Annotated in this window: 19 protein-coding genes and 1 pseudogene; 13 read left to right on the top strand and 7 right to left on the bottom strand. The window is 63.7% G+C overall.

Going from position 1 to position 23226, the window contains the following annotated elements:
- Positions 1 to 7: 7 nt before the first annotated feature.
- The gene (locus HZB49_RS04320) at positions 8 to 988 is read right to left on the bottom strand and encodes a tripartite tricarboxylate transporter substrate binding protein (RefSeq protein WP_291609269.1); all 981 of its coding nucleotides are present in this window, start codon (positions 986 to 988) and stop codon (positions 8 to 10) included.
- A gap of 144 nt (positions 989 to 1132) precedes the next feature.
- On the opposite strand from HZB49_RS04320, the gene HZB49_RS04315 reads away from it, so the two are divergent.
- The 5 genes and pseudogenes from HZB49_RS04315 to HZB49_RS04295 form a co-directional block, all read left to right on the top strand.
- A complete protein-coding gene (locus HZB49_RS04315) occupies positions 1133 to 2200 on the top strand; it encodes an extracellular solute-binding protein (RefSeq protein WP_291609268.1) in 1068 nt (355 codons plus the stop codon).
- Between the two features lie 8 nt (positions 2201 to 2208).
- Positions 2209 to 3573, top strand: a complete 1365-nt coding sequence (locus HZB49_RS04310; RefSeq protein WP_291609267.1) for an MmgE/PrpD family protein — start codon at positions 2209 to 2211, stop codon at positions 3571 to 3573.
- A gap of 6 nt (positions 3574 to 3579) precedes the next feature.
- Complete coding sequence (gene fabG, locus HZB49_RS04305; protein ID WP_291609266.1) at positions 3580 to 4332, top strand: 3-oxoacyl-ACP reductase FabG; 753 nt, start codon at positions 3580 to 3582, stop codon at positions 4330 to 4332.
- A 74-nt stretch (positions 4333 to 4406) separates the two neighbouring features.
- Positions 4407 to 6512, top strand: coding sequence for a molybdopterin oxidoreductase family protein (locus HZB49_RS04300; RefSeq protein ID WP_291609265.1), 2106 nt, complete (start codon positions 4407 to 4409; stop codon positions 6510 to 6512).
- Positions 6513 to 6514: 2 nt separating this feature from the next.
- Positions 6515 to 6601: pseudogene (locus HZB49_RS04295) on the top strand (enoyl-CoA hydratase/isomerase family protein); the annotation flags it as partial.
- A gap of 3 nt (positions 6602 to 6604) precedes the next feature.
- On the opposite strand, the gene HZB49_RS04290 reads toward HZB49_RS04295, so the two are convergent.
- Together HZB49_RS04290 and HZB49_RS04285 are read right to left on the bottom strand one after the other, a co-directional pair.
- Positions 6605 to 7033 (bottom strand): heme-binding protein, encoded by a 429-nt coding sequence (locus HZB49_RS04290; protein WP_291609264.1) that lies wholly within the window; start codon positions 7031 to 7033, stop codon positions 6605 to 6607.
- A gap of 4 nt (positions 7034 to 7037) precedes the next feature.
- Positions 7038 to 10028: an FAD-binding and (Fe-S)-binding domain-containing protein gene (locus HZB49_RS04285; RefSeq protein ID WP_291609263.1), complete on the bottom strand. Its 2991-nt coding sequence runs from the start codon at positions 10026 to 10028 to the stop codon at positions 7038 to 7040.
- Between the two features lie 180 nt (positions 10029 to 10208).
- On the opposite strand from HZB49_RS04285, the gene HZB49_RS04280 reads away from it, so the two are divergent.
- From HZB49_RS04280 to HZB49_RS04270, 3 genes are all read left to right on the top strand, one after another.
- Positions 10209 to 11408, top strand: coding sequence for an aminotransferase class V-fold PLP-dependent enzyme (locus HZB49_RS04280; RefSeq protein WP_291609262.1), 1200 nt, complete (start codon positions 10209 to 10211; stop codon positions 11406 to 11408).
- 39 nt (positions 11409 to 11447) lie between these two features.
- Complete coding sequence (locus tag HZB49_RS04275; RefSeq protein ID WP_291609261.1) at positions 11448 to 12245, top strand: enoyl-CoA hydratase/isomerase family protein; 798 nt, start codon at positions 11448 to 11450, stop codon at positions 12243 to 12245.
- Between the two features lie 155 nt (positions 12246 to 12400).
- Positions 12401 to 13387 carry a tripartite tricarboxylate transporter substrate-binding protein gene (locus HZB49_RS04270; RefSeq protein WP_291609260.1) on the top strand — a complete coding sequence of 329 codons (987 nt, stop codon included), beginning with the start codon at positions 12401 to 12403 and terminating at the stop codon, positions 13385 to 13387.
- A 22-nt stretch (positions 13388 to 13409) separates the two neighbouring features.
- Here the strand turns inward: HZB49_RS04270 and HZB49_RS04265 are convergent, their stop codons facing one another.
- Complete coding sequence (locus HZB49_RS04265) at positions 13410 to 14051, bottom strand: class II aldolase/adducin family protein (protein ID WP_291609259.1); 642 nt, start codon at positions 14049 to 14051, stop codon at positions 13410 to 13412.
- 99 nt (positions 14052 to 14150) lie between these two features.
- Between HZB49_RS04265 and HZB49_RS04260 the strand changes: the two genes are divergently transcribed.
- The 4 genes from HZB49_RS04260 to HZB49_RS04245 are packed head-to-tail and all read left to right on the top strand — an operon-like array spanning position 14151 to position 18256.
- Positions 14151 to 15026 carry an S-methyl-5'-thioadenosine phosphorylase gene (locus HZB49_RS04260; protein ID WP_291609258.1) on the top strand — a complete coding sequence of 292 codons (876 nt, stop codon included), beginning with the start codon at positions 14151 to 14153 and terminating at the stop codon, positions 15024 to 15026.
- Positions 15023 to 16126, top strand: coding sequence for an S-methyl-5-thioribose-1-phosphate isomerase (gene mtnA, locus HZB49_RS04255; protein WP_291609257.1), 1104 nt, complete (start codon positions 15023 to 15025; stop codon positions 16124 to 16126). The genes HZB49_RS04260 and mtnA overlap by 4 nt, the downstream gene beginning before the upstream one ends.
- Positions 16127 to 16185: 59 nt before the next feature.
- On the top strand, positions 16186 to 16728 hold the full coding sequence (locus HZB49_RS04250) for a tripartite tricarboxylate transporter TctB family protein (RefSeq protein WP_291609256.1): 543 nt from the start codon (positions 16186 to 16188) through the stop codon (positions 16726 to 16728).
- Positions 16729 to 16744: 16 nt separating this feature from the next.
- Entirely contained in the window at positions 16745 to 18256 is a 1512-nt protein-coding gene (locus tag HZB49_RS04245) for a tripartite tricarboxylate transporter permease (RefSeq protein ID WP_291609255.1), read from the top strand.
- Between the two features lie 596 nt (positions 18257 to 18852).
- On the opposite strand, the gene HZB49_RS04240 is transcribed toward HZB49_RS04245, so the two are convergent.
- The 3 genes from HZB49_RS04240 to HZB49_RS04230 form a co-directional block, all read right to left on the bottom strand.
- On the bottom strand, positions 18853 to 19512 hold the full coding sequence (locus HZB49_RS04240) for a hypothetical protein (RefSeq protein WP_291609254.1): 660 nt from the start codon (positions 19510 to 19512) through the stop codon (positions 18853 to 18855).
- Between the two features lie 9 nt (positions 19513 to 19521).
- Complete coding sequence (locus tag HZB49_RS04235; protein WP_291609253.1) at positions 19522 to 20715, bottom strand: CoA transferase; 1194 nt, start codon at positions 20713 to 20715, stop codon at positions 19522 to 19524.
- A 150-nt stretch (positions 20716 to 20865) separates the two neighbouring features.
- Positions 20866 to 21180 carry a hypothetical protein gene (locus HZB49_RS04230; protein WP_291609252.1) on the bottom strand — a complete coding sequence of 105 codons (315 nt, stop codon included), beginning with the start codon at positions 21178 to 21180 and terminating at the stop codon, positions 20866 to 20868.
- 190 nt (positions 21181 to 21370) lie between these two features.
- Between HZB49_RS04230 and HZB49_RS04225 the strand changes: the two genes are divergently transcribed.
- Positions 21371 to 23226: M10 family metallopeptidase C-terminal domain-containing protein (locus tag HZB49_RS04225; protein WP_291609251.1), on the top strand; the 1856-nt coding region annotated here is incomplete at its 3' end.

Below are 23226 nucleotides of genomic sequence, written 5' to 3'. Positions count from 1 at the left end.
AAAAAACCTACTGCGGCTTGTCGGCGAATTTCTTGACGACGTCCGCCCACTTCACGATGTCGCCACGCAGGAACTTGTCGAACTCTTCCGGTGTCATTGACATCGGCACTGCACCCTGACCGGTCCACAGCTTCACGATATCAGGCCGCTTGATTGCTGCATTCACGGCGACGTTCAGCTTGTCGATGATCGGCTTCGGTGTTCCCGTCGGCGCCATCAGGCCGAGCCATATCGTCGCCTCGTATCCGGGGACGCCGGCCGCATCGGCAGTAGGCACGTCAGGCATGACGGTCGAGCGCTTCTTGCCGGTCGTAGCGAGGGCAAGCACCTGCTTTTCGTTGACATTCGGTGCCATCGCCGGCACCGCGTCGATCATCATCTGCACCTGGCCGCCGATCACGCCGCTTCGCGCCTCGCCGCTATTGCGATAGGGCACGTGCACGAGGTCGATTCCCGCCATCGCTTTGAAGAGCTCGCCGGCCATGTGATAGGGCGTGCCCTGGCCGGACGAGGCATAGTTCAGCTTGCCCGGCTGCGATTTGGCGAGCGCAACGAATTCGGCCAGAGTCTTTGCCTGCACCGACGGGTGTACCACGATCACAAGGTCGGAATAATTGGCCGGCGCAATCGGCGCGAGGTCGCGCATCAGTTCATATTTGCGCTGTGCCGGCGACAGCAGCGATTCATTTGCAGTCTGGGTGTTCGACATCATCAACAGCGTGTAGCCGTCCGGTAGCGACTTTGCTGCCTCGACCGTGCCGATCACGCCGCCGGCGCCCGTACGGTTCTCGACCACAAATGGCTGGCCAAAATTCTCCTGCAGGATGTTGCCGAGCTGGCGGGCGGTGACGTCGGCCGGCCCGCCTGCGCCAAAGGGCACGATTATCTTGACGGGGCGCGCCGGATAATCCTGCGCCAATGCTGGCGCTGCCATCGGCGTCGTCAGCAGGGCTGCGGCCAGCGCCAGCACGAACCTTGAGCCGGTCATTCGTCTCTCCCTGGTGTTCTTTCCTGTGTAGCCAATCTATCTGCAGTGCGAATAGGCTGTCGACGATAGACTAAGGGCGTCGCTTCGGAATAAGGGTTAGGCTTCGGTGTATGCAACTTCGCCTTTCACGAGCGGGGAACAGGGATGAAACAGCTTTCGATTTCGCGCCGCGGCGTATTGAAGGGCGGTGCAGCATTGGCGGCGGGCGCGGTGTTTTCAACCCGGGTAGTTGCCGCAGCGCCACCTGCGGAGGCGGTTACGCCGGCGCTGGTCGAGGCTGCGAAAAAGGAAGGTCAGGTAATGTACTATACCTCGACCGACTTGCCGGTGGCGGAGAAGTTGGCCAAGGCATTCGAAGCCAAATATCCGGGGATCGCGGTGCGGGTTGAGCGAACCGGGGCCGAACGCGTGTTCCAGCGGATCGGCCAGGAATATGCCAGCAAGATACATGCGGTCGATATCGTAAATTCCTCGGATGCCGCCCATTTCATCGTCTGGAAACGCGACGGCATTCTGGCGCCCTACGTCCCCGAGGATGTCGCGAAGTTTTATCCTGCCGAGCACAAGGATCCCGACGGCCAGTTCGCGAGCTTCCGCGTCTGGCTCAGTATTATCGCCTACAACACCAATCTGGTTAAGGCGGAAGACGCGCCGAAGAGTTTTGCCGATCTGCTGGATCCCAAATGGAAGGGCAAGATTGTCAAAGCGCATCCCGGCTACAGCGGCACGATCATGACCGCGACCTACCAGATGCAGCGCGATCTCGGTTGGAGTTATTTCGAGCAACTCGCCAAGCAGAATGTGATGCAAGTGCAGTCTTCGGCCGATCCACCGAAGAAGCTGGATCTTGGCGAGCGCGCCGTGATGGCCGACGGCAACGAATACAATATCTTCCAGATCAAGGAGGCGGGGCGTCCCGTCGAGCCGGTCTATGCCACCGAAGGCTCCCCGCTGATCATCGGTCCGAACGGCGTCTTCAAGGCCGCGCCGCACCCGAACGCGGCACGGCTGTTCCAGGCCTTCAGCCTGAGCCGGGAGGCACAGCAGCTTATTGTCGACGTCGGTGGTCTGCGCTCGGTGCATTCGCAGACCAAGGAAAAAGCCGGCCGCAGGCCGCTCGCCGAGATCAAGACCATGAAGGACGACGCCGCGGCGGTGGAAAAAGAGGGAGAGGCGATCAAGGCGCGCTACACAAAACTGTTTCGTGTCTGATGCCGGCTATGTTGCCTCAGACGGCTATCGCCGAAGTGCTGGCGGCGAGGATTGCTGCGCTGCAGCCGGGTGGACTACCGGCTGTAACCGCTCATAAATGCGAGAGTCTTCTGGTCGACGTGGTCGGTCTCTGCGTCACCGCGCGCAACGAGGACTATGTGCGGGGCGCCCTTGCGGGCTGCGACGACGACGGTCCGTGCACCGCGATTGGACATGCGCGCACGCTGAACGCCTCCGGGGCCGCTTTCGTCAACGGTACCGCTGCGCATGGCGAGGATTTTGACGACACCTTTGAGGGTGGTCCGGTGCACGCCGGCGCGGTGATCGTGCCGGCGGTACTGGCGGCCTGCGAACGGCACAATCCCGATGGTCGCATGGCACTGACTGGCATTGCGGTTGGCACTGAAGTCCTTTGCCGATTGAGCCTTGTCGTGCCAAAGGCCGTCCACAAGGCCGGCTTTCATCCGACCGCGGTATTCGGCGCGATGGGCGCCGCAGCCGGTGTCGGTGCTGCGCTTGGCCTCAACGCAAAGCAAATCGTCGATGCGCTTGGGATTGCCGGCAGCATGGCGGGCGGCATCATCGAATATCTCGCCGAGGGCGCCTGGACCAAGCGACTGCATGCCGGCTGGGCCGCGCAATCCGGCATTCGTGCCGCGCTTCTGGCGCGGGGCGGTTTCGTCGGCCCGCGCACAGTGTTCGAGGGCGTGCACGGGCTGTTCCAAGGTTTCGCCCACACCACAAAGGGCGACTACGACGCGCTGGTTGGCGATTTCGGCGTGCGTTGGGTCACCGATACGCTTGCTTTCAAGCCCTATCCGTGTGGGACCATGGCGCAGCCCTATATCGATTGCGCGCGGCGACTGGCTGGGCGCGGCATCAAGGCCGAGGATGTTGCGGAAGTGGTTTGCGAGGTCGCGGAGGGCACGGTGCACCGGCTCTGGGAGCCGCTCGCCGATAAGCAGCGCCCGCGCAACGGCTATGCCGCCAAATTCGCCGTGCCCTATCTGCTCGCGGCCGGCTTCGTCCGTGGCGGCGTCGGGCTCGGCGCCTTCACCGAAAGCGCGATTGCCGATCCACGCGTGCTCGCGCTCGCCGCGAAAGTGAAATTCGTCATCGATCCGGACAATCCCTATCCAAGCAACTATACCGGCCATATGCGAGTGACGCTGAAGGACGGCAGCGTGGTCGAGGAGCGGCAGCCTCACTTGCGCGGCGGCGCGCAAGAGCCGCTGACGCGGCAAGACGTGATTGACAAGTTCTTGCTCAACGTCGAACACGGCGGCTGGAGCAAGGCGCGTGGCGAAGCGGCATTGAGGCTGATGGCGGCTTTGTACAACGGCCGCATCGATCTCACGTCGTTGCGGGGGTAGGTGGACATGGCACAGGAACTCGCTGATAAGGTTGCCATCGTCACCGGCGCGGGTCGCAACATTGGGCGGGCCATCGCGCTGGCCCTGGCCGAAGGCGGTGCGGCTGTTCTGGTGAACGCGCGCAGCAACCGGACTGAAGCCGAAGCCGTCGTGCGCGAAATCGAATCGTCCGGGGGCAGGGCAACCGCCCATATCGGAGATGTCGCCGATGCCAAGGCCGTGCAGGCGATGGCCGGTCAAGCCGTCAGGACATTCGGCGGCATCGACATCCTCGTCAACAACGCCGCGCTGCGTCGTGAGAAGCCGTTCGCCGAGATGGATTATGCGAGCTGGCGCGAGATCCTCGACGTGACGCTCGATGGCGCCTTCCATTGCGTGAAGGCCTGCCTTCCGGCGCTCCGCCAGTCGGGCGCGGGCACCATCGTCAATATCGGCGGCCTGAGCGCGCATACGGGTGCGGCGAATCGGGCTCATGTAGTGACAGCCAAGGCCGGCATCGTCGGCTTCACCCGCGCACTTGCCCATGATCTGGCTGGCGATGGAATCACCGTAAACTGCGTCGTTCCCGGCCTGATCGGCACGCCGCGGCCCAAGGACAAGCCGGAACCCTCGCATCATGCGACGCACCATACATTAACCGGCGAAAAGGGGCGGCCTGAGGACGTCGCCGCCATGGTACGCTTCCTCTGCGGTCCCGCCGCGCGTTACATCAACGGGCAGGCGATCCACGCCAATGGCGGGGCCTATTTCGGCGCCTGACGCATAGGCTGTGCGCCAATTTGCTCGGCAAGACCCACTCGGCTGCGCAAGGATTTGATGCTACTTCTCGTCCCATGAACCAGCATGCCAAGATCGACATCCGCCATTCCACCTGTCCGCATGATTGCCCGTCGGCCTGCGCGCTCGATGTCGAGGTGATCGACGGCCGCTCCATCGGCCGGGTCCGCGGCTCGAAAATCCAGACCTATACGGCGGGCGTCGTCTGCGCCAAGGTCGCGCGCTACGCCGAGCGCATCCATCATCCGGACCGGTTGCTCTATCCCATGCGCCGAACCGGCCAAAAGGGTTCCGGCCAGTTCGCGCGCATCTCCTGGGATGAAGCGCTGGATGAGATTGCCGATCGCTTCTTGAAGGCGGAGCGCGAGTTCGGCGCCGAGTCGGTCTGGCCGTACTATTACGCAGGCACCATGGGTCTGGTGATGCGCGACGGCATCAATCGCCTCACCCATGTGAAGAAGTACTCCCGTTTCTACTCGACGATCTGCGTCAGTACCGCGCGCAGCGGATTCTCCGTCGGCACCGGCAAGATCGCCGGCGTCGATCCCCGCGAGATGGGTGTCTCCGACCTGGTCGTGATCTGGGGCACCAACCCCGTCAACACCCAGGTCAATGTCATGACCCACGCGATGCGTGCGCGCAAGGAGCGCGGCGCGAAGATCGCGGCGATCGATATCTACAACAACGACACCATGAAGCAGGCTGACATCAAGATCATCCTGCGACCCGGCACCGACGGCGCCTTCGCTTGCGGTGTCATGCATGTGCTGTTTCGCGAAGGCTTTGCCGATCGCGACTACATGGCGCGCTACGCCGATTGCCCCGACGAGCTGGAAGCGCATCTGAAGACACGGACGCCGGAGTGGGCGTCGGCGATCTCAGGCGTGCCGGTGGGGGAGATCGAGGCGTTTGCCCGCGCGGTCGGCCAGACCAGGCGCACGTTCTTCCGTCTCGGCTACGGCTTCACCCGCAGCCGCAATGGCGCGGCGCAGATGCATGCCGCTCTGTGCATTCCGGCGGTGACCGGCGCCTGGCAATATGAGGGCGGCGGCGCGTTCCACAACAACTATTCGATTTGGCAGTTTAACGAGTCCATGATCGAGGCGCACGAGGCCATCGACCGCTCCACGCGGGCGCTCGATCAATCCAGGATAGGACGCATCCTTACCGGCGACGCTGAAGCGCTGCAGGGCAAGGGGCCGGTCAAAGCGATGCTGATCCAGAACACCAACCCGATGACGGTGGCGCCGGAGCAGAACCTTGTTCGCCAGGGCTTTGCGCGCGAAGACCTGTTCGTCGCGGTGCATGAGCAGTTCATGACCGAAACGGCGGCGATGGCCGACATCGTGCTTCCGGCCACCATGTTCCTCGAGCATGACGATCTCTATTACGGCGGCGGTCACCAGCACATCTCCGTCGGGCCCAAGCTGATCGACCCGCCAGGCGAATGTCGAACCAACCACGAAGTGTTGCAGGGGCTCGGCAGGCGGCTCGACGCGGTGCATCCTGCCTTCCAGATGACGCCACGCGAGTTGATCGACGCCACGCTGAAGAAAAGCGGCCATGGCGACATCGCAACCCTGGAGGCCGACCTCTGGCGCGACATCCAGCCGGATTTCCGTACCTCGCATTATCTCGACGGCTTTGCGCATGCCGACAAGAAGTTCCACTTCAAGGCCGATTGGGCGCATCCGCCCATCGGTATTCCTGGCAAGGGCCCTTGGGAGCAGATGCCAGTGCTGCCGGACCACTGGGCCGTCATCGAGGAGGCGGACGAACAGCATCCGTTCCGGCTCGCCACCTCGCCATCGCGCAGCTACCTCAACACCAGCTTCAACGAGACACCGGGCTCGCAGGCCCGCGAAGGCGCCCCGAGCGTGATGATCCATCCCGACGATGCAGCGGCGTTGTCGATTGCCGATGGCGATGCCGTGACGCTTGGCAACACGCGCGGCGAAACCAAGCTGACGGCGAGACTGTTCGATGGCCTGCGCCGCGGCGTCCTGATCGCCGAGTCGATCCATCCCAACAAGTCCCATATCGGCGGCCGCGGCATCAACACGCTGACAGGAGCGGATGTGGTGGCGCCGATCGGCGGTGCACCCTTCCACGACAACAAGGTCTGGGTCAAAAAGGTCGCAGCGCCTGCGCGCAACAGCTAGACCAGATTGCGGGGCTTGTGATGACCGAAGACGTCAAGGAAGGCCTGAAGGCTTTCGGCGAAAAGCGCAAGCCGGCCCGGCCGGGCAAATGGCTAGCCGGCGTTCGCCTTCAGTCCGGCCGCCTCGATGCCGGCGACAGCGCAGATCTCGTCATTATCTGACGTGTCACCGCTGACGCCGACGGCGCCGAGCAGTTTGGTGCCGTCCTGGATCAGCACGCCGCCCGGGACCGGGACCAGCCGGCCTTGCGCAAGCGCATTCACTGCACTGACGAAGTAGGCCTGTTCCTGCGCGCGCTGGAACAGCGCCCGTGAACCCATGCCGAGCGCCAGCGCGCCATAGGCCTTGCCATGCGCGATCTCGGCCCGCATCAGGCTGGTGCCGTCCTGCGCGGCGGTGACCTTCACGGCGCCGCGCGCATCCAGGATCGTGATCACCAGCGGCTTCAGTTTCTTCTCGACGCCTTTTGCCAGGGCGGCATCGAGGATCTTGCGGGCGACTTCGAGGGTCAGTTCGGCCATGAAATTATTCCTTCGTATTGGCAGATGTTGATTTCATTTTGTCGAGGCTCATCCCCAGCACGCGGGCGACATGGATCGCTTCGCGCGCGGCGCCATCCTTGATCTGTTGGCGGCAGGAGGTGCCGTCGGCGACGACGATGGTGTCGGTGTCGGCGCGGCGCACGGCCGGCAGTAGCGACAGTTCGGCCATTTCCATCGAGGCCTGATAAGTGTCCGCGCCGTAGCCGAAGGCGCCGGCCATGCCGCAGCAACTGGACTCGATCACCTCGACCTTCAATTCCGGTATCAGCCGCAGCGCCTTCTCCACCGGCTTGAACGCACCGAACGATTTTTGGTGGCAGTGGCCGTGCACCAGCGCTTGGCCTGCGATCGCACCGAGCGGCAGTTTCAGCCGTCCGGCCTCGGCCTCGCGCACCAGGAATTCCTCGAACAGCAGTGCGTGCGCGCTGATCGCCCTGGCGTCATTGTCGGATCGTAGCGACAGCAATTCATCGCGCAGGGTGAGCAGGCAACTCGGCTCCAGCCCGATGATCGGCACACCGCGCGCGGCGAACGGGGAGTAGGTCGCAACGAGACGGGCCAGTTCCTCACGCGCCTGATCGACGAGGCCGGCGGACAGGAACGTGCGTCCGCAACACAAGGGCCGTCTCCCATCGGCGGGCTGTGGAATGTGGATGCGGTAGCCGGCCTCCACCAGCACCCGCAATGCGGCGTCGAGGTTCTCTCGCTCGTAAGTGCGATTGAAGGTATCGGCAAACAGTACGACTTCGCGTCCATCGGCGGGACCGAAAACTTCGGCGTCGGGCGCGAACACGTCGCGGCGGAAGGCGGGCAAGGCGCGCCTGGCGCTGATACCGGCAAACTTCTCGAACAGGATTCGCAGCAACGGACTGCGGTTGCGCCAGTTCGCAATCGGCGCAAAGCGCGAGGCAAGCCCGGCATAGCGCGGCAGGTACCCGACCAGCCGGTCTCGCAACGAAAGCCCGTGTCTTGCCGCCCGCGCCGCCAGCACCTCGATCTTCATCTTGGCCATGTCGACGCCAACAGGGCATTCATGCCGGCAGGCCTTGCAGGAGACGCAAAGTTTCAGTGTCTCCATCATTTCGTCGGACGACAGCGCGGCGGGGCCAAGCTGGCCGGAGATCGCAAGCCGCAGCGTGTTGGCACGGCCGCGCGTGACGTCCTTTTCGTTGCGGGTGGCGCGGTAGGACGGGCACATCACGCCGCCTTCGAGCTTGCGGCAGGCGCCGTTGTTGTTGCACATTTCGATGGCGCCTTGGAAGCCGCCTCCGGCCCCGGGATACGCCGACCAGTCAAGCGCAGTTTTCAGCTCGCCGACGCGATAGTCCGGCGAATAGCGGAACAGCGAGCGATCATCCATTTTCGGCGGATCGACGATCTTGCCGGGATTGAGCGTCTGACCCGGATCGAAGCGCTGCTTCACCTCCTTGAAATCGGCGATGATGCGTTCGCCGAACATGCTTTCGTGGAATTCAGAGCGCACGAGGCCGTCGCCATGCTCGCCGGAATGCGATCCCTTGTATTCCCGCACCATGGAGAAGGCTTCCTCCGCAATGGCGCGCATCGCCTTGACGTCCTTTTCAAGCTTCAGGTTCAGCACAGGGCGTACATGCAGGCAGCCTTCGGAGGCGTGCGCATACATGGTGCCGCGGGTGCCATGCTTGGCAAAGATGGCGTTCAGCCGCTCGGTGTAGTCGGCGAGATGCGGCAGCGGCACCGCGCAGTCCTCGACGAAGGAGACCGGCTTTCCTTCCTGCTTCATCGACATCATGACGTTGAGACCGGACGTGCGGAAATCCGCGATTGCCGTCTGTGTCTCCGGTTCGACGACATCGACTACGCCACCCCATTTGCGCTGGGGGCGGTTCCAGTCGAATCCGAGGTCCGACATCAATTCGGACAGGTGTTTCAATTTCTGCAGATTGTCGACGTGGTTCTCTTCGGCGAATTCCACGATCAGTAGCGCGTCGGGATCGCCGCGCACGGTCGCATCGATCACCGGCCTGAACATCGCGATGTCGCGCCCGAGCGCGATCATGGTGCGATCGACCAGTTCGACCGCGATGGGCCGCAGCTTGACCAGGTGCTGGGCTGCATCCATCGCTTCGTAAAAGCCGCCGAAATGGCAGACGCCGAGCACCTTGTTGCGGATCGCCGGCCACAGCTTCAGTTCGACCTGCGTCGTGAAGGCGAGGGTGCCTTCGGAGCCGACCAGCAGGTGCGCCAGGTTGTTAGGCGCGTTGCGCGGCACCAGCGCATCGAGATTGTAACCGCCGACCCGGCGCTGCACTTTCGGGAAGCGCGCGGCGATTTCGTCTGCCTCGCGCTCGCCGAGATCGAGCATGTCGCGGAACAGCGAAAGCCCGCTGTCCGGCGAATTCGCCCGCGCGAGATCGCGCGGCACCTCACCGAAATGCAGCAATGTTCCGTCGGCCAGCGCCGCATCCATCGACAACGTATTGTCGCGCATGGTCCCGTAGCGCAGCGAGCGGCCGCCGCAGGAATTGTTGCCAGCCATGCCGCCGATGGTGGCGCGGGAGGCGGTGGAGACGTCGACCGGAAACCACAACCCGTGCTTTTTCAGTTGCCGGTTGAGGTCGTCGAGCACGATGCCGGGTTGGACCACGCAGGTTCGGCTTTCCACATCGAGCGAGACGAGTCGGTTCAGGTGCTTTGAGAAATCGACAACGATGCCCTCATTGATGGTCTGGCCGCATTGCGAGGTACCGCCGCCGCGCGGGGTGACGATTCGGCCGTCGTCCCGGCAGATGGCGAGCGCCTTGAGCGCCTCGTCCATGCTGCGGGGCACCACGACCCCGGCCGGCACGATCTGGTAGAAGGAGGCGTCAGTGGCATAGCGGCCGCGACTGAAGGCGTCGAACAGGATATCGCCCGTGATTTCACGCGAAAGCCGCGCGGCAAGCGCGCTGTTTTCCGCCGAATTTCGCGACTTTCCGGCCTTCGTTGCCGCCATGGATGGTCTCGCCCGATGTCCTTGAACTGTCTTGCCTTCCTGCCCTCGGCTTGGCAAGGCGAAGCCCTGCCCATTGCGCAATGGCAGCCCCCACCAGGCGTGGGACAAGTCCGCCGAATAGTGGTATTCGAGCGGCTCGCAAAGCCAAGGGAAGACAAGGCAAGACCGGGAAGGACGCCCATGACCGTGCATACTGGAAGGCATTTTCTGCAGATTCCGGGACCGACCAATGTGCCGGACCGGGTGCTGCGCGCCATGGATATGCCGACCATGGACCATCGCGGTCCGGAATTCGCCGAGATCGGTTTTGCCGTCATGGCGGCCATGCAGCGGGTGTTCCGCACCAAGCAGCCCGTGATCATCTATCCGTCCTCGGGAACCGGCGCCTGGGAAGCCGCGATCGTCAATACGCTCGCCCCCGGCGACAAGGTGCTGATGGCCGAGACCGGCCAGTTTGCCGTGCTGTGGCGCGGTATCGCCGACAAGTTCAAGCTGGACGTCGACTTCATCCCGGGCGATTGGCGTCATGGGGCCGACCTCACCCAGATCGAGGCGCGGCTGTCGGCCGACAAGGGGCACAAGATCAAGGCGGTCTGCGTGGTCCATAACGAGACCTCGACCGCCTGCGTCACCGACCCGCGCGAAGTTCGCAAGATCATGGATGCGCTCAAGCATCCGGCGCTCTTGATGGTCGACACCATCTCCGGCCTCGGCTCGCTCGAATATGAGCACGACGCCTGGGGCATCGATGTGTCGGTGGCGGGCTCGCAGAAGGGCCTGATGCTGCCTCCGGGTCTCGGCTTCAACGCGGTCTCGGAAAAGGCGCTTGCGGTGGCCAGGACCAACACGGCGATGCGGTCCTATTGGGACTGGCAGGAGGTCATCAACATCAACAAGGCCGGCACCTGGCCCTATACGCCGGCGACCAATCTGCTGTTTGGCCTGCGCGAAGCGGTCAGGATGCTCGAGGAAGAAGGTCTCGAGAACGTGTTCGCCCGCCACAAGCGCCATAGCGCCGCCACACGTGCTGCGATCAAGGTGTGGGGGTTGGAGACGCAGTGCCTCGATCCGAATGCACATTCGCCGGCACTGACCGGCGTACGGATGCCCGAGGGCCATGACGCCGACGCCTTCCGCAAGGTGGTGCTAGAGAATTTCGACATGTCGCTCGGCACCGGCCTCAACAAGGTCAAGGGCAAGCTGTTCCGCATCGGCCATATCGGTCATTTCAACGACCTCATGCTGATGGGCACGCTGTCGGGCGTCGAGATGGGTCTCGACCTCGCCGAGGTTCCGCATCGCAGCGGCGGTGTCCTGGCGGCGATGGACGTGCTGAAGGGACGCGACGTGGTGCCAATGCCGAAGGCGGCGGTCGCCTGAGGCGGCATCGGTCCACGCGAGAAAAGAGAAAGAGCCAGGATGAATGCGCCGGTCACTGCCACCGAAGACCTGATCTATTCCGTCGAGGACGGCATCGCCCGGATCACCTTCAACCGTCCGCAGGCGCGCAATGCGCTGACCTTTGCGATGTACGAACAGATGGCCTCCATCTGCGAGTCCATCAATCAGGACCGCTCGATCAAGGCGCTGATCCTTACCGGTTCGGGCGACAAGGCATTCGCTTCCGGCACCGACATCTCGCAATTCCGCGCGTTCAAGACCGCGCAGGACGCGCTCGATTATGAAGCGCGGATCGACCGCGTGCTCGGCACGCTGGAATCCTGCCGGGTACCCGTTATTGCGGCGATCGCCGGCGCTTGCACCGGCGGCGGCGCGGGAATTGCGGCCTGCTGCGACATCCGCATCGGCACCGAGTCAACGCGCATCGGCTTTCCGATCGCGCGCACGCTCGGCAATTGCCTGTCGATGTCGAACATCTCCCGCCTGGTCTCGCTGGTCGGTCCCGCGCGCACCAAGGATCTGATCTTCAAGGCGCGGCTTGTTGAAGCACAGGAAGCGCTTGCGCTTGGCTTGCTCAACGAAATCGTGCCTGACGTCATGGTGCTGCAGCGCCGGGCGGACGAAACCGCCAGGCTCGTCGCGAGCCACGCGCCGATCACACTGGAGGTCACCAAGGAAGCGGTGCGCCGCATCCGCCGCACGCTGTCGCGCGACGAGGGCGAAGACCTGATCCTCAAGGCCTATATGAGCGAGGATTTCCGCGAAGGCATGGACGCCTTCCTGAGCAAGCGGACGCCGAACTGGAAGGGCAAGTAGCTGGCGCCGGTTCGGTGACCCGGCCGATCGAATCATGCGAAAATCATATGGCTGCGACGACAGCTCGTCTTGAACTTGCGCGGATGACTGCGCACAATGGATCCTCATGCTGGGCACTTTTCCTCAGCTAGAACAAGAATACAGGGAAGAGACGCGTGAGACATGTCCTCAAAGCCGCGGCCGCCTTTGCCGCCGTCATCGCAGTCGCTCCGGCATCGGCCGCCTGGGAGCCGACCAAACCCGTCGAGATCGTCGTCGCCGCCGGCGCCGGCGGGGCGTCGGACCAGATGGCGCGGATGATGCAGGCCGCGATCCAGAAGAACAATTTGATGAAGCAGCCGATGGTGGTGTCGCTGAAGGGCGGCGCATCGGGTGCGGAAGCGCTGATGTACATGAAGTCCAGCGACGGCGATGCCAACAAGGTGCTGATTGCCTATTCGCTGATCTACATGTTGCCGCTGTCGGCGAAGATTCCGTTCAACTGGCGCGACCTCACGCCGGTGTCTGTCATCGCGCTGGACCAGTTCGTGCTGTGGGACAACGCGTCGGGGCCGAAGACCGTGAAGGACTTCATCGCCGCCGCGAAGGCCGCAAGCTCGCCCTTCAAGATGGGCGGCACCGGCTCCAAGCGCGAGGATCACGTGCTCACTGTTTTCATGGAGCAGAAGACCGGAGCCAAATTCTCCTATCTGCCTTACAAGTCCGGCGGTGAGGCGGCGACGCAGCTGGTCGGCGGGCACACGGAGGCCAACGTCAACAACCCCTCCGAAAACCTCGAAGTCTGGCGCGCGGGCCAGGTTCGCGCGCTCTGCGTGTTCGACAAGGAGCGCATCGCCTACAAGACCAAGGTTACGGAAACGCAGTCCTGGAGCGACATCCCGACCTGCAAGGAAGAAGGCCTCGACGTGCAGTATCTGATGCTGCGCGCCATGTTCCTGCCCGGCAAGGTCACGCCGGACCAGCAGGCGTTCTATGTCGACCTGTTCCAGAAGGTGACGCAGACCCCCGAATACAAGGACTACATGGAGAAGCAGGCGCTGAAGCCGATCTTCCTCACCGGAAAGGACATGGTCCAGTTCCTCGAGGAAGACGACAAGCTCAATGCGTCTCTGATGAATCAGGCCGGTTTCATCGCCAAGTAACGCCGGTAGCGCAGGCCTTCATTCACCTGTCCGCGTGGCCGTACCCCGCCATGCGGACTCGCACCTTCTCGATCTCCTCCTTCGACAGCAGCGGCGGTTTCCCGATCTGGAGGGACGCGTGATATTGCCGCGCCAGCGTCTCGACCTCCACGGCCAGCCACATTGCCTTCGCCAGCGACGGCCCGACCGCGATCATGCCGTGCTGCGCGAGCAGGCAGGCGAACCTGCCTTCCAGCGCACGTACTGCATGATCGGACAATTCCTGGGTACCGAACGTCGCGTAGGGCGCGCAGCGGACGGTATCGCCGCCGGCGCAGGCAATCATGTAGTGTACCGGAGGAATTTCCATGCCCATGATCGCAAGCGCGGTGCAGTAGGTGGGGTGGGCATGCACCACGGCCTCCACGTCGGGCCGCGCCTTCAGGATATCGCGGTGAAACCGCCATTCGCTCGACGGCCGCTGCGCCGGATCGTGCGAGCCGTCGAGGCCCATCTGGACGATCTGCTCGGGCCGCATCGTCTCGTAAGGCGTGCCGGTCGGCGTAATCAGCAGGCCATCGCCATGGCGGATGCTGATATTGCCCGAGGTGCCCTGGTTGATGCCCAGCGCGTTCATGCGCAGGCAGGCATCGATGATGGATTGGCGCTTGTTGCGATCTTTCATGGCCGGCATATCAACGTGCTTCGTGCCGGATAACAAGGGTTGATTATTGCGCCGCAGTATAGTCGAACTTTCCCCCGACACGATTGATCTGGAGCAGTCATGACCCGCGCCGTGCTCGGCATTATCGGCGGGTCCGGCATCTATGACCTGCCGGGCCTGGAAAACGTCCGCGACGAGACAGTTGCAAGCCCCTGGGGCGAGCCGTCGGCGCCGCTCCGGCGCGGCACGCTCGGGGGCTTGCCGATTGTCTTTCTGCCGCGCCATGGCAAGGGTCATGTGCTGTCGCCCTCCGACATCAACTACCGCGCCAATATCGACGCGCTGAAGCGGGCGGGGGTCACCGACCTCGTTGCGCTGTCGGCTTGCGGCTCCTTCAAGGAGGAACTGCCGCCCGGATGCTTCGTGCTGGTGGATCAGTTCGTCGACCGTACCTACAGGCGTGAAAGCTCTTTCTTCGGCAAGGGCTGCGTCGCCCATGTCTCGATGGCCAATCCGGTCTCGCCGCGCCTGCGCGAGCATCTCGCCGCTGCCGCGAAAGCCGAAGGCATCGACGCCGTCGATGGCGGCACCTATGTCTGCATGGAAGGTCCGCAATTCTCCAGCCTCGCCGAAAGCCTGACCTACAAGGCAGCCGGCTATTCCGTGATCGGCATGACCAATATGCCCGAGGCCAAACTCGCCCGCGAGGCTGAGATTTGCTACGCCAGCGTCGCTATGGTCACCGATTTCGATTGCTGGCATCCCCATCATGACGCGGTCACCGTGCAGGACATTATCCGCATGCTCAATTCCAACGCCGACAAGGCGAAGGCGCTGGTGTCGCGGCTGGCGCGGGATTTCCCGCGGGAACACGAGCCGTGCCCGCTCGGTTCCGATCGCGCCCTGGAGACCGCGCTGATCACCGCGCCGGAGGCGCGCGATCCCGCGCTGCTCAAGAAGCTCGATGCCGTGGCGGGGAGGGTGCTTCGGTCGTGAAGGTCGACGGCAAGCATTTTCGCAGCATCTGGCTCAAGCCCGACGGCTGGTCCGTGAGCGCGATCGACCAGCGCCGTTTGCCGCATGAATTCGTCGTCGTCGGAATCGAGAACGCGGCTGCCGCGGCCGATGCGATCCGCACCATGCTGGTGCGCGGCGCCCCGCTTATCGGCGCCACCGCCGCTTTTGGCATGGCGCTCGCCATGCGCGACGACCGTTCCGACGCCAATCTCGACCGTGCCTACGAGCTTCTGGTGAATTCGCGCCCCACGGCGATCAACCTGAAATGGGCGCTTGACGAGATGATGCGCACGCTGCGGCCGTTGCCGCCGTCGTCGCGAGCGCAGGCAGCCTATGCGCGGGCCGCCGAGATCGCGGAAGAGGATGTGGCCATCAATCGCGAGATCGGCAGGAACGGCCTCGCCCTGATCGAGAAGATCGCCGCTTTCAAGAAGCCCGGCGAGGCGGTCAACGTGCTGACCCATTGCAACGCCGGCTGGCTTGCCACCGTGGACTGGGGAACCGCGACTTCGCCGATCTACCAGGCCCACGACCGCGGCATCCCCGTCCACGTCTGGGTCGACGAGACCCGCCCGCGCAACCAGGGCGCTTCGCTGACCGCCTGGGAGCTCGGCCATCACGGCGTACCGCACACGGTGATTGTCGACAACACCGGCGGGCATCTGATGCAGCACCGCATGGTCGATCTCGCCATCGTCGGCACCGACCGCGTCGCCGCCAATGGCGACGTCTGCAACAAGATCGGCACCTACCTGAAGGCGCTCGCCGCGCATGACAACGGCGTGCCATTCTATGTTGCGCTGCCGTCGCCGACCATCGACTTTCGTATCAATGACGGGATTGCGGAAATCCCGATCGAGCAGCGCGAGGCCAGCGAAGTCACGGAGATGACCGGCCGCACCCGCGACGGCCGCATCGAGACCGTGCGCGTAGTTCCCGAGGGCTCGCAAGCGGCCAACTACGCCTTCGACGTCACGCCGGCGCGGCTGGTGACGGGGCTGATCACCGAGCGCGGCGTGCTGCGCGCGGACCGTGCTGCACTTGCGAGCGCATTCCCCGAGCGCGCCGCCGGTCATTGACGGGGGCCACATCGGCACGTATCCCGGTTTGCGATCATCGCCAGCCGGGTTCCCTTCCCATGTCCAACACCGATATCGAAATCGTCATCGACGATCCGACCGCGCCCGAGGCGAACTCGCCTGCGGTCACCAGCAATCGCGCCGTCGACGTCGTCGTCTGCCTTCTCCTGCTGGGGCTCGCTGTGACGCTCGGCTGGGACAACTGGCGCACCGGCGCGGGCTGGGAATCCACCGGTCCGCAGCCCGGCTATTTCCCGTTCTATCTCGCCATCATTCTCGCCGGCGCGAGCCTCTATGGCCTCGTCGCGGCGTTTCTGTCGCGCAAGGAGGCGCGTGAGACCTTCGTCACGCAGGCGCAACTCCGCCGCGTGCTTGCCGTGTTCGTGCCGACCGTGCTGTTCGTCCTAGCGACCCAGTTCCTCGGCCTCTATGTGGCAAGTTTCCTGCTGATCTCCGGCTTCATGTACTTTGTCGGCAAGATCGCGTGGTGGAAGTCGTTGCTCACCGCCTTCATCTTCACCGCAGCGATGTTCGTCACCTTCGACGTCGCCTTTGACGTCATCATGCCGAAGGGGCCGCTCGAAGCGGCCCTCGGCCGCTAGAGCCGGGGCGCGCGACATGGAAGCCTTCGGCCTTCTGATGCACGGCTTTGCCGTGCTGCTGACCTGGAAGACGCTTGTGCTGATGATGATCGGGCTCGTGCTCGGCATTTTCGTCGGCGTGCTGCCGGGGCTTGGCGGTCCCAACGGCGTGGCGATCCTGCTGCCGCTGACCTTCACCATGGATCCGACATCGGCCATCGTGATGCTCTCCTGCATCTACTGGGGCGCGCTGTTCGGTGGGGCCATCACCTCGATCCTGTTCAACATCCCCGGCGAAGCCTGGTCGGTGGCGACCACCTTCGACGGCTATCCGATGGCGCAGCAGGGCAGGGCGGCGGAGGCGCTCACCGCGGCGTTCACCTCCTCCTTCATCGGCTCGCTGGTCGCGGTGCTCCTGATCACCTTCCTGGCGCCGATGATCTCCTCCTTTGCGCTCAAGTTCGGCCCGCCGGAATTCTTCTCGGTCTATCTTCTCACCTTCTGCTCTTTCGTCGGGCTCGGCCGCGAGGCCAAGCACAAGACGGTCATCTCCATGTCGCTCGGACTCCTGCTCGCCGGCATCGGCATGGACACCGTGTCGGGCAATCTCCGCATGACCTTCGGCTCGGCGGAACTGCTCCGGGGCGTCAACTTCCTGGTCGCGGTGATCGGCCTGTTCGGCATCAGCGAAATCCTGCTCACCATGGAAGAGCGGCTGGCGCTGCGCGGGCATGCCGCCGGCATTTCGCTGCGCGTGGTGCTGTCGGTGTGGAAAGACCTGCCGAAATACTGGGTGACCCTGTTGCGCTCGTCCTTCATCGGCTGCTGGCTCGGCATTACGCCGGGCGGCGCGATCGCGGCGAGCTTCATGGGCTACAATCTCGCCAAGCGCTTTGCCAAGGACCAGGACAGTTTTGGCAAGGGCCGCATCGAGGGCGTGTTCGCGCCGGAAACCGCCGCCCATGCCTCCGGCACCGCGGCGCTGTTGCCGATGCTGGCGCTCGGCATTCCCGGCTCCGGGACGGCTGCGATCCTGCTCGGCGGCCTGATGGTGTGGGGCCTCAATCCGGGGCCGCTGCTGTTCGTCGAGCACAAGGACTTCGTCTGGGGCCTGATCGCCTCGATGTATCTCGGCAACGTCGTCGGCCTCGTGCTCGTGCTCACCACCGTGCCGATCTTCGCCTCGATCCTGCGCGTGCCGTTCGCCGCCGTGGCGCCGATGATCGTGGTGTCCTGCGCCATCGGGGCCTATGCGATCCAGAACGCGATGTTCGACATCTGGCTGATGCTCGGCTTTGGCGTGATCGGCTACGTCTTCAAGAAGATCGGCATTCCGCTGGCGCCGTTCACGCTGGCGCTGGTGCTGGGCAACCGCGCCGAGGATGCGTTCCGCCTTTCGATGATCGGCGCCGGCGGCGACCTGAAGGTGTTCTGGTCGAACTACCTGGTCGGCTCGATCACGACGCTCGCCATCGTGCTGCTATTCTGGCCGGTGATCGATCGCCTGTTCAGCGGCGTGACGCGTGCGCTGCGGCCGGCGAAGGCGTGAATCCGCATTCCCGCGGCGCGTCCTTGCCCGGGTTTGTCATTTCGTTGGCCCTCTTTCGGAAAGAGGGCGCAGGGAAGGCCGGGCGCCGACTGCGCCCGCATCACCGTGTGCGAAGAGTGCAACAGAAAATGCACACGGATTTGACAGGTACAGCCGGGACAGCCCGGCCTTCCCCGCGCAATGGCTTTACGGCTTATGTCGCGCTCTCCCCGGGGAACGGCCTGTCTTGCCCCCGTTGCCCCGCCAGCACAGGCCGGCGAGGATAGACGCCAGGGTCGCGGCGCCAGGACCACACGATTTCGCCGTACGCTGCCGCGTTTTCGTCCGGCGAACCAAAGCTCGCCTGACGCCGCAGCGTCCATCGCATCCCGTGCCCAACGTATCGTGACGATCGCGAAACGCCCCTCAGGCGGGCTCAGGGTGCACCCAACATAGTTCTGATTTGCGTAACTGTCAAGCGGAATTCTGATTATTGGAAATGAAGCTGAAATCGTTGAGGAAATCCTTGGCAGCAAGCGTAGGGCGGATTAGCGCCAGCGTAATCCGCCGCTGCAACCGGCGGATTACGCCTTCGGCTAATCCGCCCTACGGGTCTCTCAGCCCGGCAGCAGCCGTTTCGGCAGGCTGAAGGCGAGCCGGTAGAGCGGCAGGGCGTCGACGGCGTTGCGATGCTCGGCAGGCAATCGCGCGCGCAGATGATGCAGTGCGTTGCGGACGGCGGCCTCATCCAGCCCTTCGATCAGCACGAGGGCTGCAAAGGAGCCGTCATTGCTGCGCATGCCTTTCTCGCTGGTCGGAATCGAGGTCTTTACGATGTCGGTGAGGAGAACCCGGGCGGCGATGATGCGGTCGAGGCGCGCGAGCTCGGCGGTGACGGTGGCTGCATCCCATGACGGCGAGGCATCGAGGCGAAGCGGCGCCACGATGCCACCCTGACCGAGACCGGCGGAAGCGGCAATGCGGCCGCCGCCGCGCGCAAAGTTGCCCAGCCGCGGCATGATGCGTTGCGACCACGGTGTCGGCGCGTTGAGCCGCGCCAGGTAGTCGGCGCCGCCGACCACTTTTTCATCTTCGAGCTCGTAGAGGATGAAATAGCGGTTTGCCGCCGTGCCAAGCGCGCGGAAGATGCGGCAGGCCAGAAATCCATTGATGCCGACACGCTCGGCGGCGTGTTCGCGCGTGATCCAGTGCGCCCAGTCGGTCTCGTCCTCGGGCGTGAGGTCGCTCCAGATCGCGAGATAGCCGGCTCCCTGCATGCCGATGCCTCACACTACCTTGCGCTGCCTGAGCTCTGCGATCTCGTCATTGGCAAAGCCGAACTCGGCCAGCACCTCGTCGGTCTGCTCGCCGAATTCCGGCGGGCGCACGGCCATCCTGCTCGGCGTGCGCGACAGCGTGACGGGCTGGCCGACGAGCTGGATGTGGCGATTCTCGTCGTTGGGCACATGCTGCGCCATGCCGAGGTGCTTGACCTGCGCATCATCGAACATCTGGTCGATGGAATATATGGGACCGCAGGGCACGCCGGCGGCGTTCAATTCCTTCACCCAGGTTTCCGTCGACTTCTTCTCGGTGAGCTTTTCGATCGCGGCATTGAGCGCGTCGCGGTTCTTCGAGCGCGCAGGGGCGGTAGCGTAATCGGGGTTGGTGACCAGCTCGGGCGCGCCAATGGCCTGCGCGCAGCGCTCCCAGATGCGGCCGCCGGTGGTGGCGATGTTGATATAGCCGTCCGAAGTCTTGAATACGCCGGTCGGGATCGATGTCGGGTGGTTGTTGCCGGCTTGTTTTGCCACTTCCTTTTCCATCAGCCAGCGTGCGGCCTGGAAATCGAGCATGAAGATCTGTGCCTGCAGCAGCGAGGTCTGCACCCACTGGCCTTCGCCCGAGACGTCGCGCTCGAGCAGGGCGGTGAGGATGCCGAGCGCGCAGAAGAGCCCCGCGGTGAGGTCGGCGACGGGGATGCCGACCCGCATCGGGCCGGCGCCCGGCGCGCCGGTGACCGACATCAGCCCGCCCATGCCCTGGGCGATCTGATCGAAGCCCGGGCGCTTGTGGTAGGGGCCGTCCTGGCCGAAGCCGGAAATGCTGCCATACACGATGCGTGGATTGACCTTGCGCACGCTCTCATAGTCGATGCCGAGCTTGGCCTTCACGTCGGGACGGAAATTCTCGACGATGACGTCGGCCTGTTTCGCCAGCCGCATGAACACCTCGAGGCCCCTGGGATCTTTCAGGTTCAGCGTCATGGCCCGCTTGTTGCGGTGCAGGTTCTGGAAGTCCGAGCCCTGGCGCGGGCCGCCCGGCTGCTCGCCGGCGGCATCTTCCAGAAGTGCGTCAACCTTGATGACGTTGGCGCCCCAATCGGCGAGCTGGCGCACGCAGGTCGGCCCGGAGCGGACGCGGGTGAGGTCGAGCACGGTAAAGCGGGAGAGGGCCTGGGAAGCGCGCGGGAAGGGCATTGAAATCTCTCGTTTTCTTGCCGGCCGAAAAGCGTGAGTTAGTGCTTAAACAATTTGTTGAGCATTTCCAAATGCCGGGAAGGGGGGCCTGCCTCCCTGCGACGCATACATCCATGAAATTGGCCTGCGCCCGGTCTTGGCCGCCGCACCCTATCGCTTCATTTGCCTTAGTTCGGTGCGCGCCCGCTCGGCCAGGCTGCTGTCCGGATGCCGGGCAATGAAGAGCTCGAGCGCCTCGGCCGTGCCGCGGCGCCGCGCGATCTCGTATTCCTCCGCCACGGCGATTTTGGGGTTCCGCGCGGGCGGCATGGTGCGTTCCGGTGAGGCGGCAGACGGCTCTCCCGCATTGGCTTTTCTGTACATCGGGGTATCCTCTCCCGGAGAAATACGGTCAGGAACCGGCAGCAGCACCACAGCAGCCGGCAGCATTGCCAATAGTACGCCGGAACGGCGGGTTTTCCTCACCTTTTTCCTCTTTCTTGACCGTGCCGCGTTTCGTTCCCCGGCTTCTTTGTGCAGTAAATCCTGGTTAAGAAAGTGTTGCTATCAAGCCTGCACGGACGCGGTCGAAATTAAGCCGGATGTATGGTGTGCGCATCTAGCATTCCAACCGCAATGCTAGTCATTTGAAGGAAACGAATCCCGGAGATCGGACGTGGCTACCGCTGTCGGCGTCAGTGCAACCAACAATCCTGAAATCGATGGCCTGCTCGGCGGCACCAAGTGGAGCGGCTCGATCACCTACAGCTTTCCGGATTCGACGAGCGACTATCCGGCCAGCGGCTATTCCCCCGACAATGAACCCGCGGTATCCGGCTTTTCGTCGGCGCCGGCCGCGATGCAGTCGGCGATCAACTACGCTGTCGGGCTGATCAAGGGCTACACCAACATTTCGATCAGCTATGCCGGCACCAATACCGCCGACCTCCAGATCGCACAGTCGCCGGCGGCAAATCCGACCTCCTACGCCTACTATCCGTGGAGCTCCGCGTCCGGCGGCGATATCTGGTTCGGCACTGCCTACAACTACGCGGCGGCGGCGTCGGGCAACTACTTCTTCGCCACGGCGCTGCACGAACTAGGGCACGCGCTCGGCCTCAAGCACAGCCAGGAGACCGGCGGCGTCTCCAACGTCGCGGTGCCGTACGCGCACGACAACTCCGAATACTCCATCATGAGCTACCGCAGCTATGCGGGGGCGCCGCTCACGGGGTACACGGCCGAATCCTACGGCTTCTCGCAGACCTACATGGCGAACGACATCCTCGCCCTGCAGACGCTCTATGGCGCCAACTACAACACCCAGAGCAGCAACACGGTCTATACTTGGAGTTCGACGACCGGACAGATGTTCATCAACGGCGTCGCCCAACTGGCGCCTGGCGGCGGCGCGGGCGGCTCGGCGAACCGCGTTTTCGAGACGATCTGGGACGGCAACGGCATCGACACCTACGACCTGTCGAACTACACGACGGCGGTTTCGATCAACCTCAATCCGGGTGCGTCGAGCATCACCTCGGCCGCGCAACTCGCCTATCTCGGCGCCGGCCATTATGCGGCCGGCAACGTCTACAATGCGTATCTGTTCAACGGCAATACGAGTTCCCTGATCGAGAATGCGATCGGCGGCTCTGGCGCCGATACCCTCGTCGGCAACGCGATCGCCAACCGGCTCACCGGTGGCGCCGGCCGCGACACGATGACGGGCAATGGCGGCGCCGACACATTTGTATTCGCTTCCGGCCACAGCTCGGCGGCCAGCGGCCAGCATGACATCATCACCGACTTCAGTTCGGGCGACCTCATCGACATTTCCGCGATGGGCTCGTTCCGCTTCCTCGGCACCTCGGCTTTCGACGGCGGCGCCTACGCGCTCAACTATTCCTACAGCAGTGGCATCACCACGCTGCGGGGCGACATCAACGGCGATGGCGTTGCCGACTTTGCGATCGACCTCACGGGCAACATCGCGCTCAGCGCCAGCGTCATTCTCGGCGCGCAGACGGCTCCGGTGACATCGGTTACAATCGAATCGTTGGGCGTGACCAAGCTGGTTCTGACCGTAAGCACCTACTACTTCAATCCGGTCGCGGGCGGAACGGGGCCGACGCTGAAGTACGGCGGAGCGACCTATGTGGATGCTCAGCCCTGGGCGGTGATCGGCGTGGAACAGACGTCGAGCGGTTACCAGGTAGCCTGGTTCAATTCGGCTAGCAGCGTCTATACGATCTGGAACACTGACACCAACGGCAACTTTGTTTCGAGGCCGCTGGCAAACGCTTCTGCCAGCAGTAGCGCATTGCAGTCGATTGAGGTCAGTTTCCAGCAAGACCTGAACCATGACGGCGTGATCGGAGTGCCTGCGCCGATGGGCACTGTGATCGAGTCGAACGGTGTGACAAAGCTTGTCTTGAACGGCAGCACCTATTCCTTCGATCCAGTCGCGGGCGGAACGGGGCCGACGCTGAAGTATGGTGGAGCGACCTATGTGGATGCTCAGCCCTGGGCAGT

Origin of the sequence: Bradyrhizobium sp., assembly GCF_016219575.1 — a bacterium.
GTDB lineage: Bacteria > Pseudomonadota > Alphaproteobacteria > Rhizobiales > Xanthobacteraceae > Bradyrhizobium.
This window is presented reverse-complemented; position numbering and strand designations above follow the sequence as displayed.